This window comes from Arenimonas sp., assembly GCF_022842045.1.
In the GTDB taxonomy this organism is placed as follows: Bacteria; Pseudomonadota; Gammaproteobacteria; order Xanthomonadales; family Xanthomonadaceae; genus Arenimonas.
This window is the reverse complement of record NZ_JALHQI010000076.1, coordinates 1-12,462: the sequence shown is the minus strand read 5'-3', so window position 1 is coordinate 12,462 and position 12,462 is coordinate 1. Positions and strand designations below refer to the sequence as shown.

Here is a 12,462-nt window from a genome sequence, read left to right as displayed (position 1 = left end):
TCACCACCCCGCCGCCGCCGCCGCGCGCCAGCACCCCGATCGGCATCCGCACGCCGCAGCCGGCCTACCCGGCCGCGGCCGCCCGCTCGGGCATCACCGGCGATATCACGGTCGAGATCAGCATCGCCGCCGACGGCAGCGTCAGCGACGTCCGCGTCGTCCGCGCCCAGCCGCGCGGCGCCTTCGAACGCGAAGTGCTGGCCACCGTGCGCGACTGGCGCTTCCAGCCGATGGACCAGCCGGCCACGCTGACCCGCACCTTCACCTTCCGCATGTAATCCGCGGCAAGGCGCAGGAAGAAGAAGGCCCGGCATTGCCGGGCCTTTTTCATGCCTCGCCGGAAACGGGTCAGGCGGACACGGCAAGCTGTTCGCGGTGGTAGATGCGGACCGCGACCCACACCAGCCCCACCGCCAGCGCCAGGCTGGTGCCGAAGCTGAGTGCGAAGTCGGCCAGGGCCACCACCTCGCCGCGCGCCAGGGCCATCACCAGCACGTTCTGCGACAGCAGCGGCATCGCCGACATCCACAGTTCGCCCTTCATCGGGTTCACCATCAGGATCACCGACGGCAGCATCGGCACCAGCATCAGCAGCGACAGGTAGGTTTGCGCCTCGCGGTAGCTCTTGGCGTAGGCGGCCACGATCGTCTGCAGCGCGGCGAAGCACATCACCAGCGGCACCATCAGCAGGCCCGCGCGCAGGATCAGGCCCGGGCCGAAGTCGATGCGCATGCCCAGCCGCTCCAGCGGGATGTACTGGAAGGCCACCGAGAACGCGACCAAGCTCAGCATCATGCTGGCCATCGCGAAGCCGAAGGTGGCGCCCAGCTTGCCCAGCACGATCTCGGCCCGGGTGGCCGGGTTGGCCAGCAGCGGCTCGAGCGACTGCCGCTCGCGCTCGCCGGCGGTGGTGTCGATGGCCAGGTACATGCCGCCCAGGAACGCGCCCAGCACCAGCAGGTAGGGCAGGAAGCCGAGCAGCTGGCCGGCGCGCTGCTGGTTGCTGGCCAGGTCGCGGTCCGCGACCACCACCGGGTTGAGCAGGGCCGGGTGCAGGCCCCGCGCGGCGATGCGCATGGACGCGTGCTGCTGCGAGTAGGCCTCGAGCAGCGCGCTGATGCGCGCCTTCGGCGCCCGGCCATCCTGGTCGGAGCTGTCGAACAGCACCTGCACCTGCGCCGTCTCGCCCTTGCGCCAGTGCTCGCCGAAGTCGGCCGGAATCACCAGCACGGCCCGCGCATCGCGGGCGCGGATCGCGGCCTCGCCGTCGGCGGGCGCGGGTTCGATCTCCACGCCCTGCCGCTCCAGCCACGCCACCAGGTTCGGCGCGTGCTCGGCGCCCACCACCGGCAGCGCGAGCGGCTTCTCGGCGCTGTCCAGCTGCTTGTTGATGATGAAGCCCATCATGATCGCGAAGAAGATGGGCCCCAGCAGCGGGCCCATCACCAGCGCGTTGAGCACGGTCTTGCGGTCGCGCAGGTTCTCCCTGGCTTCCTTGAGGAAAACAACGATCGCGGCCTTCATGCCATCAGTCCTTCTTCGGTGCCGATCGCCTTGACGAAGGCGTCCTCGAGGTTGGTCTCGCCCGTTTGCGCGCGCAGCTCGTCGGGCGTGCCCTCCGCGACCACCTGGCCGCGGGCGATGATGACGATGCGGTCACACAGCGCCGCCACCTCTTGCATGATGTGGCTGGAGAACAGCACGCAGCGGCCCTCGGCGCGCAGCTGCAGCAGGAAGCGCCGCATCGCGCGCGTGGCCATCACGTCCAAGCCGTTGGTGGGTTCGTCCAGGATCACGTTGCGCGGGTCGTGCACCAGCGCACGGGCGATCGCGGTCTTCACCCGCTGGCCCTGCGAGAATCCCTCGGTGCGGCGGTCGATGATGTCGCCCATCTCCAGCGCCTTCGAAAGCGCTTCCGTGCGCTGCGCGATCAGCGCGTCGTCCATGCCGTGCAGCTGGCCGAAGTAGCGGATGTTCTCGCGGCTGGTCAGCCGCTTGTACAGGCCGCGCGAATCCGGCAGCACGCCCAGCCGGCGGCGCACGCCGGCGGGGTCGGCGCTGGCGTCGATGCCGTCCACCAGCACCTGGCCGCGGTCGGGCTTCATCAGGGTGTAGAGCATGCGCAGCGAGGTGGTCTTGCCGGCCCCGTTGGGGCCCAGCAGACCGGTGATCTGGCCGTCGGCGGCGGAAAAACCGACGCCGTCCACGGCCTTCACCTTGCCGAATGCCTTGTGCAAATCGCGGACTTCGATCACGGCTCGGCTCCGTTGTAGTTGATGAAGAAGGGCGTCGCGCCCAGCGGCTCCAGGCAGCTGGCGTCCAGCCCCTCGGGGTCGAGCTTGTCGACGAACTGGCCGACCAGGCGCGGCGTGCAGCCGCGCGAGAGCATGATGTGGCCCTGGCCGGTGCCGACCAGGTGGCGCGCCTTGCCCAGCGACTTCAGCACTTCCTCGCCGTAGCGCGGCGGCGTCACCGGGTCGTACTCGCCCGAGAGCAGCAGGGTCGGTATGTCGGTCGCCAGCGGTTCGTTGAAGCCGGGCGACACCGGACCCTTCGGCCAGACGCTGCACTGGTTGAGCGAGACGCTGATGATGGCTTCGCCGAGCACCAGGTCCGCGTCCTCCGGTCGCGCCTTTAGCCGCGGCGCGTCCTCGGCGCACATCACCGAGAGCTGCATGCCGTGGTTGATCATGCCGGTGAGCGAATCGAACACCAGCGCGGCCTGTGCCACCAGCGATTCCGGCCGGCCCTTGGCCGCTTCGTCGAGCAGCAGCGGCAGCAGCGCGGCCGTCTCCGGCGCGTAGGCGAACAGGCGCGCGATCAGGGCCACCGAGCCTTCGTCGAGGCGCAGCGTGCGCGGCTGGTGCGTCAGTGGATCGCGCAGCGAGACCTCGATCGGCGTCGCCCGCGCTTGATCGCGCAGTGCGTACAGCGTGCGGTACGGATCACCGAAGGCCTCCCGGCAGCCCGCCTGCTTCGCGCACTCGCCGAGGATCTGCTTGAGCGCCGCCTCGAGGTTGATGGCGTGCTCGCTGCCCAGCGCCAGCCCCGGCGGCACCACGCCGTCGAGGACGATGCTGCGCACGGCGCCGGGCTGCTGGCGCGCGTATTCCTGCGCCATGCGGGTGCCGTAGGAGCCGCCGTACAGGTTGAGCATCGGCGCGCCGATGGCCTGGCGCAGCGCCTCGACGTCGGCCGCGGCGACGGTAGTGGTGTACTGCGCGAGGTCGGCATCGAGCGCATCGCGGCAGTCCTGCGCCATCTTCACCTGCACGTCGGCGGAAGGCATCGCCAGGTCCGCGTCCATCGGGAACTTGCAGGCCAGCGGGTTCGAGCCGCCCGTGCCGCGCTGGTCCATGAACAGCAGGTGCCGCTTCTCGCGCACCCGCGACAGCCCGCCCGCCACGCTGGCGAGGCTGTCCACGGCCGACTGGCCCGGGCCACCGGCGAAGAAGACCAGCGGGTCCGCCGCGGGCTCGGCGGCGCGCGAAGGCAGCAGCGCGACCCGCAGGCTGATCTTGCGGCCGTCCGGCTTGGTCGGGTCTTCGGGCACGTCGAGCGTGGCGCACTCGGCCCGGGCGGTGGCGCCGGTGCCGGCCTGGCCGATGTCGCAGGGCGTGAACTCGAGGCTGCCGAGCGTTCGCGCCGAAACCGGCAACGACAGCGTCAGCAGGGCGAGGGGCAGGATCATTCGCATGGCGTCCTCGGGGATTTTCAACACGGGTTCAAGACAACAGACGACACAGGGCGGAAAACGTGACAGCCGCCCGGTCAGGCGGACGGCGGACCCTGGCGGGTGTCGGCGGTCCGGGACTGCAGCGCCTCGATCTGGTCGGCGCTGAGCCGGGCGACGCCGGGGTCCATGCCGTGCGCCAGCTTGCGCCGTGCGGTGGCCAGCGCAGTGGCGGCCTTCGCAGCGTCGCCCCTGAGCTGCGCCACCGCCGCTTCCGCGAGTGCGCGCCGCGTGGCGTCGACCACGCCCCCCTTCGCACGCGCCAGCCAGCCTTCGGCCGTGGCCAGGTCCCGGCGATGCCAGGCGGCATGCAGGGCAAGTTCGACCGCCACCGACTGCCGGAAGCCATCGGGATACTGGTCGAACACGTTGGCGATGCGGTCCAGCCAGGTGCCGGCCGCGTCGAGGTCGCCCTGGTCCCACGCGTGGTGGGCGCTGTATTGCCAGACACCCACGTCGAACAGGGGCTCATCGCCGGCCAGGGCCTGCGTCTGCGCCAGCAGCTCCGGATCCAGCTCCCGGGGCCGGCGACCTGCCAGGCTCATGCCCACCAGGCCGATCAGGTGCGCGCGCCGCTCGACCATGGCCGGGTCGCGCGAGAGCTGCAGGAACTGCATGCCGTCGCTCATGAAGCCACCGGCGCGCATGGGCACGGCCGTGGCCACGAATATCAGCGCCGAGAGCAGGCCCGTGATCAGCGCATAGGCCGATGTGCGCCCTTCGGCGAACACGAAGACCGCCGCACAAAGGACAGCGAGCAGCAGGCTGGCCAGCGGCCCACCGACGACCAGCCTTCGCAGTTGCGGCAGGAGCGGTCGATCCGGAACCGGCATCGCGGCCGCCACGCCACCCAGCGTGCCCAGGTTGAAGTAGAGGCGGAACTCGATCCGTTCGCCGGCGCGCACCCAGCCCAAGGGGCCGATGATCATCAGCAGGAAGCGCATGCCGCGCGACAGGCCGCCGGCAAGGTGACCGCCCTCGTGCACGGCGATCACCAGCAGCCAGGCCAGGGGCAGCACCAGCAGGTCCCAGGCAGAGAGCACGTCCAGGCTGTCGCGAAGCCACCCCAGGGCGGCCACGCCCTTGCCGACGAAGACGCCAACGACGCCGCCCGCCAGCGCCAGGCCGGCAATGCCTGCGAACTTCCTGATCGTGCGCTTGGCGGTCATGCTCGTCGGGCCTGGCTACTGGCGCAGGGTCGTCGGGGCGCCGCCCGCGCGCAAGCCCGACCGATGGCAGGGGGCGGCGCTATTTGCTGCTGACGTACTTCTCGCGGCGGATGTGCGGCACCGGCAGCCCGGCGGCCTTGAGCACTTCGAAGGCCGCATCGACCATGTTCGGGTTGCCGCACAGGTAGGCGATGTCGCCCTCGGCCGACGGGGCGAATTCCGCCAGCACGTCCTGCACGTAGCCCTGGCGCACGTCCGGGTGCGGGTCGGCCGGCAGCTCGCGGCTGAAGCAGGGCACGAAACGGAAGTTCGGATGCGCCTGCGCGAAGGCATAGAAGTCCTCGCCGTAGATCAGTTCCTCGGGCTTGCGGCAGCCGAACAGCAGCACCACCTCGACGCCCCGCTCGGCCATCAGTTCGGCCAGGCGCGGCAGCATCGCCCGGTAGGGGGTGATGCCGGTGCCGGTGCCGATCAGCAGGTAACGGCGGTTGGTATCGGCGGGCACCAGGCAGAAGCGGCCGTACGGCCCGCTGGCCTGGATTTGCTGGCCCTCGTCCATCGCCTCGAACAGCGCCGTGGCGGCGCCGCCGGCCACGTAGCTGACCGCGATCTCGATCGCCTCGCCCGGACCCATCGCATGGTCGTGCATGGTCGCCAGCGAGTAGCTGCGCTTGGTCGGGGTGCCGTCCGGGTAGTTGAAATGCACCTGCACGAACTGGCCCGGGATGAAGTCCAGCGGCTGGCCATCGTCGCGGGCGAAGGCGAGGTGGCGCACGGTCGGGGCCAGCATGCGGCTGGCGACCAGGCGGAGCGGGAACTGCACGATGGCCAAGACGGACTCCGGAATCGGGAAACTGTGTACCGCACGATCCCGGGGGCGGGGCGGCAAGGCCGATATAATACGGCCCGCAGACCCCCGGCGCAGCGCCGCGGCGGTCCAGGAGCCCCATGCCAAACCATCCCGCACTCGAGATCACTGATCTCAAGAAGACCTATGCCACCGGCGTGCAAGCCCTCAAGGGCGTCTCGCTCACCGTGGCACCCGGCGACTTCTACGCCCTGCTCGGCCCCAACGGCGCCGGCAAGTCCACCCTCATCGGCGTGGTCAGCTCGCTGGTGAACAAGACCTCCGGCGACGTGAAGGTCTTCGGCATCGACCTGCACGCCCAGCGCTCCGAGGCCATGCGCCAGATCGGCCTGGTGCCGCAGGAGATCAACTTCAACATGTTCGAGCAGCCCTTCGATATCTGCGTGAACTACGCAGGCTTTTACGGCATCCCGCGTGCAGAAGCCGAGAAGCGGGCCGAGGAGGAGCTGAAGAAGGCCCAGCTCTGGGAAAAGGCCCGCACCATGTCCCGCACCCTGTCGGGCGGCATGAAGCGCCGGCTGATGATCGCCCGGGCCATGATGACCCGGCCCAAGCTGCTGATCCTCGACGAGCCCACCGCCGGCGTCGACATCGAGATCCGCCGCGGCATGTGGAAGACGCTCAAGGAGGTCAACGCCGCCGGCACCACGGTCATCCTCACCACGCACTACCTGGAGGAGGCCGAGAACCTCTGCCGCAACCTCGCCATCATCGACCGCGGCCGCATCATCGAGCAGGGCCCGATGCGCAACCTGCTGGCCAAGCTCGACGTCGAGGGCTTCCTGCTCGACATCGACGGCGACCTGCCGGCCGCCCTGCCCGTCATCCCCGGCGCCACCCTGGTGGCCGAGAACACCCACACCCTGGACGTCGAAATGCCCCGCGAGATGGACCTCAACCGCGTGTTCGCCACGCTCGGCGAGGCCGGCATCCGGGTGCGCTCGATGCGCACCAAGTCCAACCGGCTGGAGGAACTGTTCGTCAGGCTCACCGGCCAGCCGGAAGTGGTGCCGTCGAAGGAGGCCTCGGCATGAGCCCGAACCTCACCGCCCTGCGCACCATCGCCCGCCGCGAGGTCGCCCGCATCCTGCGCATCTGGGGCCAGACCCTGGTGCCGCCGGCGATCACCATGACGCTGTACTTCCTGATCTTCGGCAACCTGATCGGCTCGCGCATCGGCACCATGGACGGCATCTCGTACATGGACTTCATCGTGCCGGGCCTGGTGATGATGGCCATCATCCAGAACGCCTACGGCAACATCAGCTCCAGCTTCTTCGGCGCCAAGTTCGGGCGCCACATCGAGGAAATGCTGGTCAGCCCGATGCCGAACTGGGTGATCCTGGGCGGCTACGTCGCCGGCGGCGTGCTGCGCGGGCTGATGGTGGGCGCGATCGTGCTGCTGATCTCGATGTTCTTCACCCGGATCAGCGTGCCGCATCCGTTCATCACGCTCGCCACCGTGCTGCTGGGCGCCACCATTTTCTCGCTGGCCGGCTTCGTCAACGCGGTCTACGCCAAGAAGTTCGACGACATCGCCATCGTCCCGACCTTCATCCTCACCCCGCTCACCTACCTCGGCGGCGTGTTCTATTCGGTGAAGCTGCTGCCGGACTGGGCCGAGGCGGCCACCCACCTCAACCCGATCTTCTACATGGTCAACGCCTTCCGCTACGGCCTGCTGGGCCAGAGCGACGTGTCGATGGCCACCGCCTTCGCGCTGATGGTCGGCTTCGTGCTGGCGCTGGGTGCGCTGGGCCTGTGGCTGCTCAAGAAGGGCATCGGCCTGCGCAGCTGAGCCTCAGGCGGCCGGCTGCAGCAGGTACACGGGCATCGCGCCCTTGCCCTTGATCTCCAGCGCGCCGCGCGGCGCCAGCGCGTAGGCGTCGCCGAGCAGGCGGGCCGTGGCTTCGGTCACCTGCACCGCGCCGGGCACGCCGTGGGATTCCATGCGCGCGGCGGTGTTCACCACGTCGCCCCACAGGTCGTAGGCGAACTTGCGCCGGCCGATCACGCCGGCCACCACCGCGCCGCTGTGGATGCCGATGCGCACGTCGAGCGCGGCGCCGGTTTCGTCGCGCAGCGCGCGCACCGCCGCCACCATGCCCAGGGCCAGGTCGGCCAGCACCGCGGCATGATCCGTGCGCGCTTCCGGCAGCCCGGCCGCCACCATGTAGGCGTCGCCGATGGTCTTGATCTTCTCCACGCCGTGCGCGTCGGCCAGGTCGTCGAAGGCCGTGAACACGCGGTTGAGCAGCGCCACCAGTTCCTCCGGCGGCAGCCGCTCCGACAGGCGCGTGAAGCCGACGATGTCGCAGAACAGCACCGAGACCTCGGCGTGGCGCTCGGCGATGGCCTCGCCCGGGCGGTCCTTCAGGCGCTGCGCGATCGCCGCCGGCAGCGTGTTGAGCAACAGGCGCTCGGAGCGCTGGCGCTCCCATTCCAGCTCGCCCTCCATGCGCGTCGCGGCGCGCTCGAACAAGAAGCCGATCGCCATCACCACCACGAACACCAGCGCGAAGTTGGCGATCAGGTAGCCGCGCAGTTCGTCCCCGCCCAGCGCATACACGGGGGCGACGCGATTGCTCGCCTCCCACAGCGCCAGGTAGCCCAAGCCCACCGCCGCCGACAGCAGCGCCCGCTGCCGCGGCTTGCCGAAGGGCGAGAACAGGATCACCAGCGGCACCAGCAGCAGGTAGTAGTGGAAGCCCGCGCCCCAGCCCAGCAGCCAGGTCGCCAGCGCACCCTGGCCGGCCAGCTCCAGCCCCACGCTTACCGTGCCGACGAAGTGCCAGCGCCGCGGCAGGCCGGGCTGCAGCACGAACACCCAGGCCGCGAACAGGTAGACCGGCAGCGTCACCAGGCTGTACAGCACCAGCTCGGGCACGCCCCGCCACAGGAACCACGGCAGCAGCGCGAGGTGGGCCAGCAGCCCGAGCAGCGCACAGGACGCCGCGAACACGCGCCAGCGGGCGTTGCCGGTGCCTGCGCCATCGGGCCGTCGAAGCCGGCGCCATGCGGCCGGCAGCCAATGCGTCATTCCTGTTCCCCCGGTGCCGACGGGCACCCCGGTCGCAGCCTAACCCATGGCCATCCGTCGGGCCGGGGCGGCCGCCGGCTGGCAATGGCCGGAATCCGACGGTAACTTCGGGGAAAACCGCCCGGACGAGCTGGCGCCATGGACGTCAATATTACCCAGTGGCTGGCCGATGCCCGCAACGGGGATCCCCAGGCCCTGCCCCGCGCCTTCGAGGCGCTGTACGCCGAACTGCGCAAGCTCGCGCAGTCGCGCGTGCAGGGCGGCGACGCCACCCTGTCGCCGACCATGCTGGTGCACGAAACCTACCTGCGCCTGTGCGGCAGCGGCGAGGTGGCGCTGGAAAGCCGCCAGCACTTCTTCGCGGCCGCGGCCCAGGCCATGCGCTGGATCGTGGTGGACCACGCCCGGCACCGGTTGGCCCAGCGCCACGGCGGCGGCCTGGTGCGGGTAGAGCTGGAGGCCGCCGACGCCGCCGAGCTGCGCCCCGACCAGGTGATCGAACTCGACCAGGCGCTCGAGCGACTCGGCCGCGCCAGCCCGGAGAAGGCGCGGTTGGTCGAACTTCGCTATTTTGCCGGGCTCGAGTTCCCCGAACTGGCGGCGCTCACCGGCCGCTCCGAGCGCAGCCTCAAGCGCGACTGGGCCAGCGCCCGCGCCGCCCTGCACGCCATGATCGGATGACCCCATGAACCAGGACGACACCGAAGGCTGGCGCGCGGCGATCGCGCTTTACGAAGCCATCCGCGACCTGCCGCCCGCCGGGCAACAGGCGGCGCTCGACGGCGCGCCCGCTGCGGTGCGCGAGCGTGCGCGGAAGATGCTGGCCGCCGGCGACGGCCCGCTGGACCAGCCGCTGCCCCTGAGTCGCCCGCCCCGCCAGCTGGGGCGCTGGGAGATCGGCGAGCTGCTGGGCCAGGGCGGCATGTCGCGCGTTTACCGCGCCCGCTCCACCACCGCGCCGGTGGGCCAGGTGGCCGCGGTGAAGCTGCTCGCCGTACCGGCGCCGGGCGAGGAGGTGCTGGCCCGCTTCACGCGCGAAACCGAGATCCTGGTGCGGCTGCAGCACCCGGGCGTCGCGCCCCTGCTCGATGCGGGCATCGCCGAAGACGGCCGCCCTTGGTTCGCCATGGCGCTGGTAGAGGGCGAACAGATCGACGCCTGGTGCCAGCGCCAGGCGCTGCCGGCGCGCGAGCGCGTGCGCCTGGTGCAGCAGGTGGCCGAAGCCGCGGCGCATGCGCACCGCCTGCTGGTCGTGCACCGCGACATCAAGCCCGGCAACGTGATGGTGGAGGCCAGCGGCCGCGCGGTGCTGCTCGACTTCGGCATCTCGCGCGTGCTCGAGGAAGGCGCGGCCGAACTCACGTCCGGCGGCAGTTATCCGTTCACGCCGCGCTATGCCGCGCCGGAACAGCGCGATGGCGGCGCGATCTCCACCGCCACCGACGTCTACGGCCTCGGTGCGCTGCTGTACAAGCTGCTGCTCGACGCCGCGCCCGAGCCCGACGCGAACGGCGCGCTCGCCCTTCCCGCGGGAAAACCCCTGCCCGCCGACCTCGAAGCCATCCTGCGCAAAGCGCTGGCGAAGGACCCGCGCGACCGCTACGCCGGCGCCGCCGAGTTCAGCGCCGAGCTGTCCGCCTGGCTCGACGGTCGCCCGGTACAGGCGCGCCGCGGTGGCCGGGCCTATCGCCTGCGCCGCTGGGTCGGCCGCAACCCGGCGCTGGCGGCCCTGTCCGCCGCGCTCGCCGCCAGCCTGGTGATCGGCTTCGGCGTGAGCACCTGGCAGGCCAACGAGGCCCGCGCCCAGGCCAAAGCCGCGCGCGCGGCGCAGGCGCGGGCGGACGAAGCGCGACGGCAGGCCGAGTCTGCCCTCGCGCGCGCCACCGCCGTGCGCCAGTACGTGGAGGACATCTTCTCGGCCGCCAATCCCAACCGCGGCCCGGACGCCAGCGCATCCGACCTGTTGGCGGCCGGCGAGGCGATGGTGGACGAGGCGATGGTGAAGCAATCGCCGGAAGTCGCGGTGGACCTGCTGCGACTGATGTCCGGCATCCGCGCCGCACGCGGCGAGTACGAGGCCTCCCGCGTCAACTTCGAGCGTGGCCTGGCCATCCTCGACGCCACGCCCGGCGCGGCGCCGAGCCTGCGCTGGCAGCTGCTGCTTGAGCACGGCGCGACCCTGCAAACCACCGGCGAGAACGCGCGTGGCCAGGCCCTGTTGGGCGAGGCGCTGGCGCTGGCCGAGGCCCACGATGCCCCGCTGGAAGACCGCATCCGCATCGAAGTGCAGCTGGCCGCCGTCGAATCCGCGGCAGGCGAGAACGCCAGGGCCTACGAGCGCCTGCAGCGCCTGCGCCCGCAGGCCGAGGCCGCCGGCATCCGCGGCAGTCCCGGGCACCTGCGCCTGCTGGAGGTGCTGTCCACGGCGAATTCCCTGGTGGGAAATCCCCCCGACCGCGCCCTGTTCGAGGAACGGCTGGAGGTGGCCCAGCAGGTTTACGCCGACAACCCGGGCTGGCTGGCCTTCACCCAGGCCGACGCGGTGCCGACGCTGCGGCGCTGGCGCGCCTTCGATCGCGCCCAGGAAATGGCCGACGCCGCGGTCGCCACCGCCGACAAGCACTACGACGCGCCGCACGTGATGGCCGCGATCGCCTACTGCAACGCCGGTGGCCTCGCGATCGAGCGCGGACGCGTCGCCGAAGCCAAGCGCATGATCGACCGCACCCTGGCCATCGACGCCGCCTTGAACCGACGGCACGTGCACGCGATCAGCTGCCTGTTGCATGCCTCCGAGATCGCGCTGTGGCAGCGCGACCTGGCGGCCGCGCGTCGCCACGTGGATGCGTTCGAGAAGATGCGCGTCGACCTGGGCCTGGGCACCGACAGCGGCTGGCATGCCTGGGCCTGCATCCACCGCATGCGCGCCGCGCTGCTGGAGGACGACCTGTCGGGCGCCACGGCCACGCGCCGCGCCTGTCCGGCGGTGCCCGGGGACACGGGCGCCATGGCGCTGGAGGAGGGTGCGTTGGCGTTGCGTCGGGGCGACACGGAAGCGGCGCAGGCGCGCCTGGCCCGGCCCGAGGGCGACCCGCCGCGGGACGCGCCGCACGGGCTGCGGCCCTGGCGCCTGTACCTGGCCCTGCTCGACGCCACCGACCCGGCCGCGGCCGCGGTCCTGCGGCCCCGCCTGCTGGACGCCATCCGCGCCATTCCCGGTCCCTTCGACCGCCGCGACTGGGCCCTGGCCTGCGTCGCCACGCCGGGCTTGCCGGCCGACTGCGTCGACTGAACCAAGCCGGGTGGCACGCTTCGCCCCCGTCCTGCGAATGCCAGTGGACCGGGGCGACAAGCGCCCCTCCGATCGGAACCAGGAGCCGCCATGTCCCGCTATGCCCTTTGCCTGCCGCTAGCCCTCCTCTTCGCCGCCGCGCCTGCGGCGGCCCAGGACTTTGGCGATTCCCTCAAGCGCACCGTCAAGCGCGCCGCCGAAAGCGAAGTGCGCAGCGCCGCCGACCGCGAGACCCGGCGCGTCACCCGCTGCGTGCTGGGCGACGAGCGCTGCGCCCGCGAGGCCGATGCCCGCGGCGAGGACATCGAGTACGTCGACCGCAGCGGCCGCGCCGTGGCCGCGCCCGCCGGGGCTGCCGGC

The 12,462-nt window shown here is 71.3% G+C and carries 12 protein-coding genes; 6 read left to right on the top strand and 6 right to left on the bottom strand.

Going from position 1 to position 12,462, the window contains the following annotated elements; all coding sequences use genetic code 11:
* Window positions 1-278: TonB family protein (locus tag Q0C12_RS13040; RefSeq protein WP_290890882.1), on the top strand; the 278-nt coding region annotated here is incomplete at its 5' end.
* A gap of 70 nt (window positions 279-348) precedes the next feature.
* Here Q0C12_RS13040 and Q0C12_RS13035 read toward each other — a convergent pair.
* The 5 genes from Q0C12_RS13035 to Q0C12_RS13015 form a co-directional block, all read right to left on the bottom strand.
* Window positions 349-1,524, bottom strand: coding sequence for an ABC transporter permease (locus Q0C12_RS13035; protein WP_290890880.1), 1,176 nt, complete (start codon window positions 1,522-1,524; stop codon window positions 349-351).
* Window positions 1,521-2,255: an ATP-binding cassette domain-containing protein gene (locus Q0C12_RS13030; protein ID WP_290890877.1), complete on the bottom strand. Its 735-nt coding sequence runs from the start codon at window positions 2,253-2,255 to the stop codon at window positions 1,521-1,523. The genes Q0C12_RS13035 and Q0C12_RS13030 overlap by 4 nt, the downstream gene beginning before the upstream one ends.
* The gene (locus tag Q0C12_RS13025) at window positions 2,252-3,691 is read right to left on the bottom strand and encodes an alpha/beta hydrolase (protein ID WP_290890875.1); all 1,440 of its coding nucleotides are present in this window, start codon (window positions 3,689-3,691) and stop codon (window positions 2,252-2,254) included. Before Q0C12_RS13025 ends, Q0C12_RS13030 begins: the two co-directional genes overlap by 4 nt.
* Window positions 3,692-3,771: 80 nt before the next feature.
* Complete coding sequence (locus Q0C12_RS13020; RefSeq protein WP_290890873.1) at window positions 3,772-4,902, bottom strand: site-2 protease family protein; 1,131 nt, start codon at window positions 4,900-4,902, stop codon at window positions 3,772-3,774.
* Window positions 4,903-4,981: 79 nt separating this feature from the next.
* The gene (locus tag Q0C12_RS13015) at window positions 4,982-5,734 is read right to left on the bottom strand and encodes a ferredoxin--NADP reductase (RefSeq protein ID WP_290890871.1); all 753 of its coding nucleotides are present in this window, start codon (window positions 5,732-5,734) and stop codon (window positions 4,982-4,984) included.
* Window positions 5,735-5,850: 116 nt separating this feature from the next.
* Between Q0C12_RS13015 and Q0C12_RS13010 the strand changes: the two genes are divergently transcribed.
* Together Q0C12_RS13010 and Q0C12_RS13005 are read left to right on the top strand one after the other, a co-directional pair.
* Window positions 5,851-6,804 carry an ABC transporter ATP-binding protein gene (locus tag Q0C12_RS13010; protein WP_290890868.1) on the top strand — a complete coding sequence of 318 codons (954 nt, stop codon included), beginning with the start codon at window positions 5,851-5,853 and terminating at the stop codon, window positions 6,802-6,804.
* Entirely contained in the window at window positions 6,801-7,568 is a 768-nt protein-coding gene (locus Q0C12_RS13005; protein WP_290890866.1) for an ABC transporter permease, read from the top strand. The genes Q0C12_RS13010 and Q0C12_RS13005 overlap by 4 nt, the downstream gene beginning before the upstream one ends.
* Before the next feature lie 3 nt (window positions 7,569-7,571).
* Here the strand turns inward: Q0C12_RS13005 and Q0C12_RS13000 are convergent, their stop codons facing one another.
* Window positions 7,572-8,810, bottom strand: a complete 1,239-nt coding sequence (locus Q0C12_RS13000; protein ID WP_290890864.1) for an adenylate/guanylate cyclase domain-containing protein — start codon at window positions 8,808-8,810, stop codon at window positions 7,572-7,574.
* Between the two features lie 138 nt (window positions 8,811-8,948).
* On the opposite strand from Q0C12_RS13000, the gene Q0C12_RS12995 reads away from it, so the two are divergent.
* The 3 genes from Q0C12_RS12995 to Q0C12_RS12985 form a co-directional block, all read left to right on the top strand.
* Entirely contained in the window at window positions 8,949-9,491 is a 543-nt protein-coding gene (locus Q0C12_RS12995) for an ECF-type sigma factor (protein WP_290890862.1), read from the top strand.
* Window positions 9,492-9,495: 4 nt separating this feature from the next.
* On the top strand, window positions 9,496-12,102 hold the full coding sequence (locus Q0C12_RS12990; protein ID WP_290890860.1) for a serine/threonine-protein kinase: 2,607 nt from the start codon (window positions 9,496-9,498) through the stop codon (window positions 12,100-12,102).
* Between the two features lie 90 nt (window positions 12,103-12,192).
* On the top strand, window positions 12,193-12,462 hold a 270-nt coding region (locus Q0C12_RS12985; protein WP_290890857.1), incomplete at its 3' end, for a hypothetical protein.

Bases quoted from the DNA above. Each gene is read 5' to 3' on its own strand.
- Q0C12_RS13035 (WP_290890880.1), bottom strand. From the start codon at position 1,524: ATGAAGGCCGCGATCGTTGTTTTCCTCAAGGAAGCCAGGGAGAACCTG.
- Q0C12_RS13025 (WP_290890875.1), bottom strand. From the start codon at position 3,691: ATGATCCTGCCCCTCGCCCTGCTGACGCTGTCGTTGCCGGTTTCGGCG.
- Q0C12_RS13020 (WP_290890873.1), bottom strand. From the start codon at position 4,902: ATGACCGCCAAGCGCACGATCAGGAAGTTCGCAGGCATTGCCGGCCTG.
- Q0C12_RS13010 (WP_290890868.1), top strand. From the start codon at position 5,851: ATGCCAAACCATCCCGCACTCGAGATCACTGATCTCAAGAAGACCTAT.
- Q0C12_RS13005 (WP_290890866.1), top strand. From the start codon at position 6,801: ATGAGCCCGAACCTCACCGCCCTGCGCACCATCGCCCGCCGCGAGGTC.
- Q0C12_RS13000 (WP_290890864.1), bottom strand. From the start codon at position 8,810: ATGACGCATTGGCTGCCGGCCGCATGGCGCCGGCTTCGACGGCCCGAT.
- Q0C12_RS12995 (WP_290890862.1), top strand. From the start codon at position 8,949: ATGGACGTCAATATTACCCAGTGGCTGGCCGATGCCCGCAACGGGGAT.
- Q0C12_RS12990 (WP_290890860.1), top strand. From the start codon at position 9,496: ATGAACCAGGACGACACCGAAGGCTGGCGCGCGGCGATCGCGCTTTAC.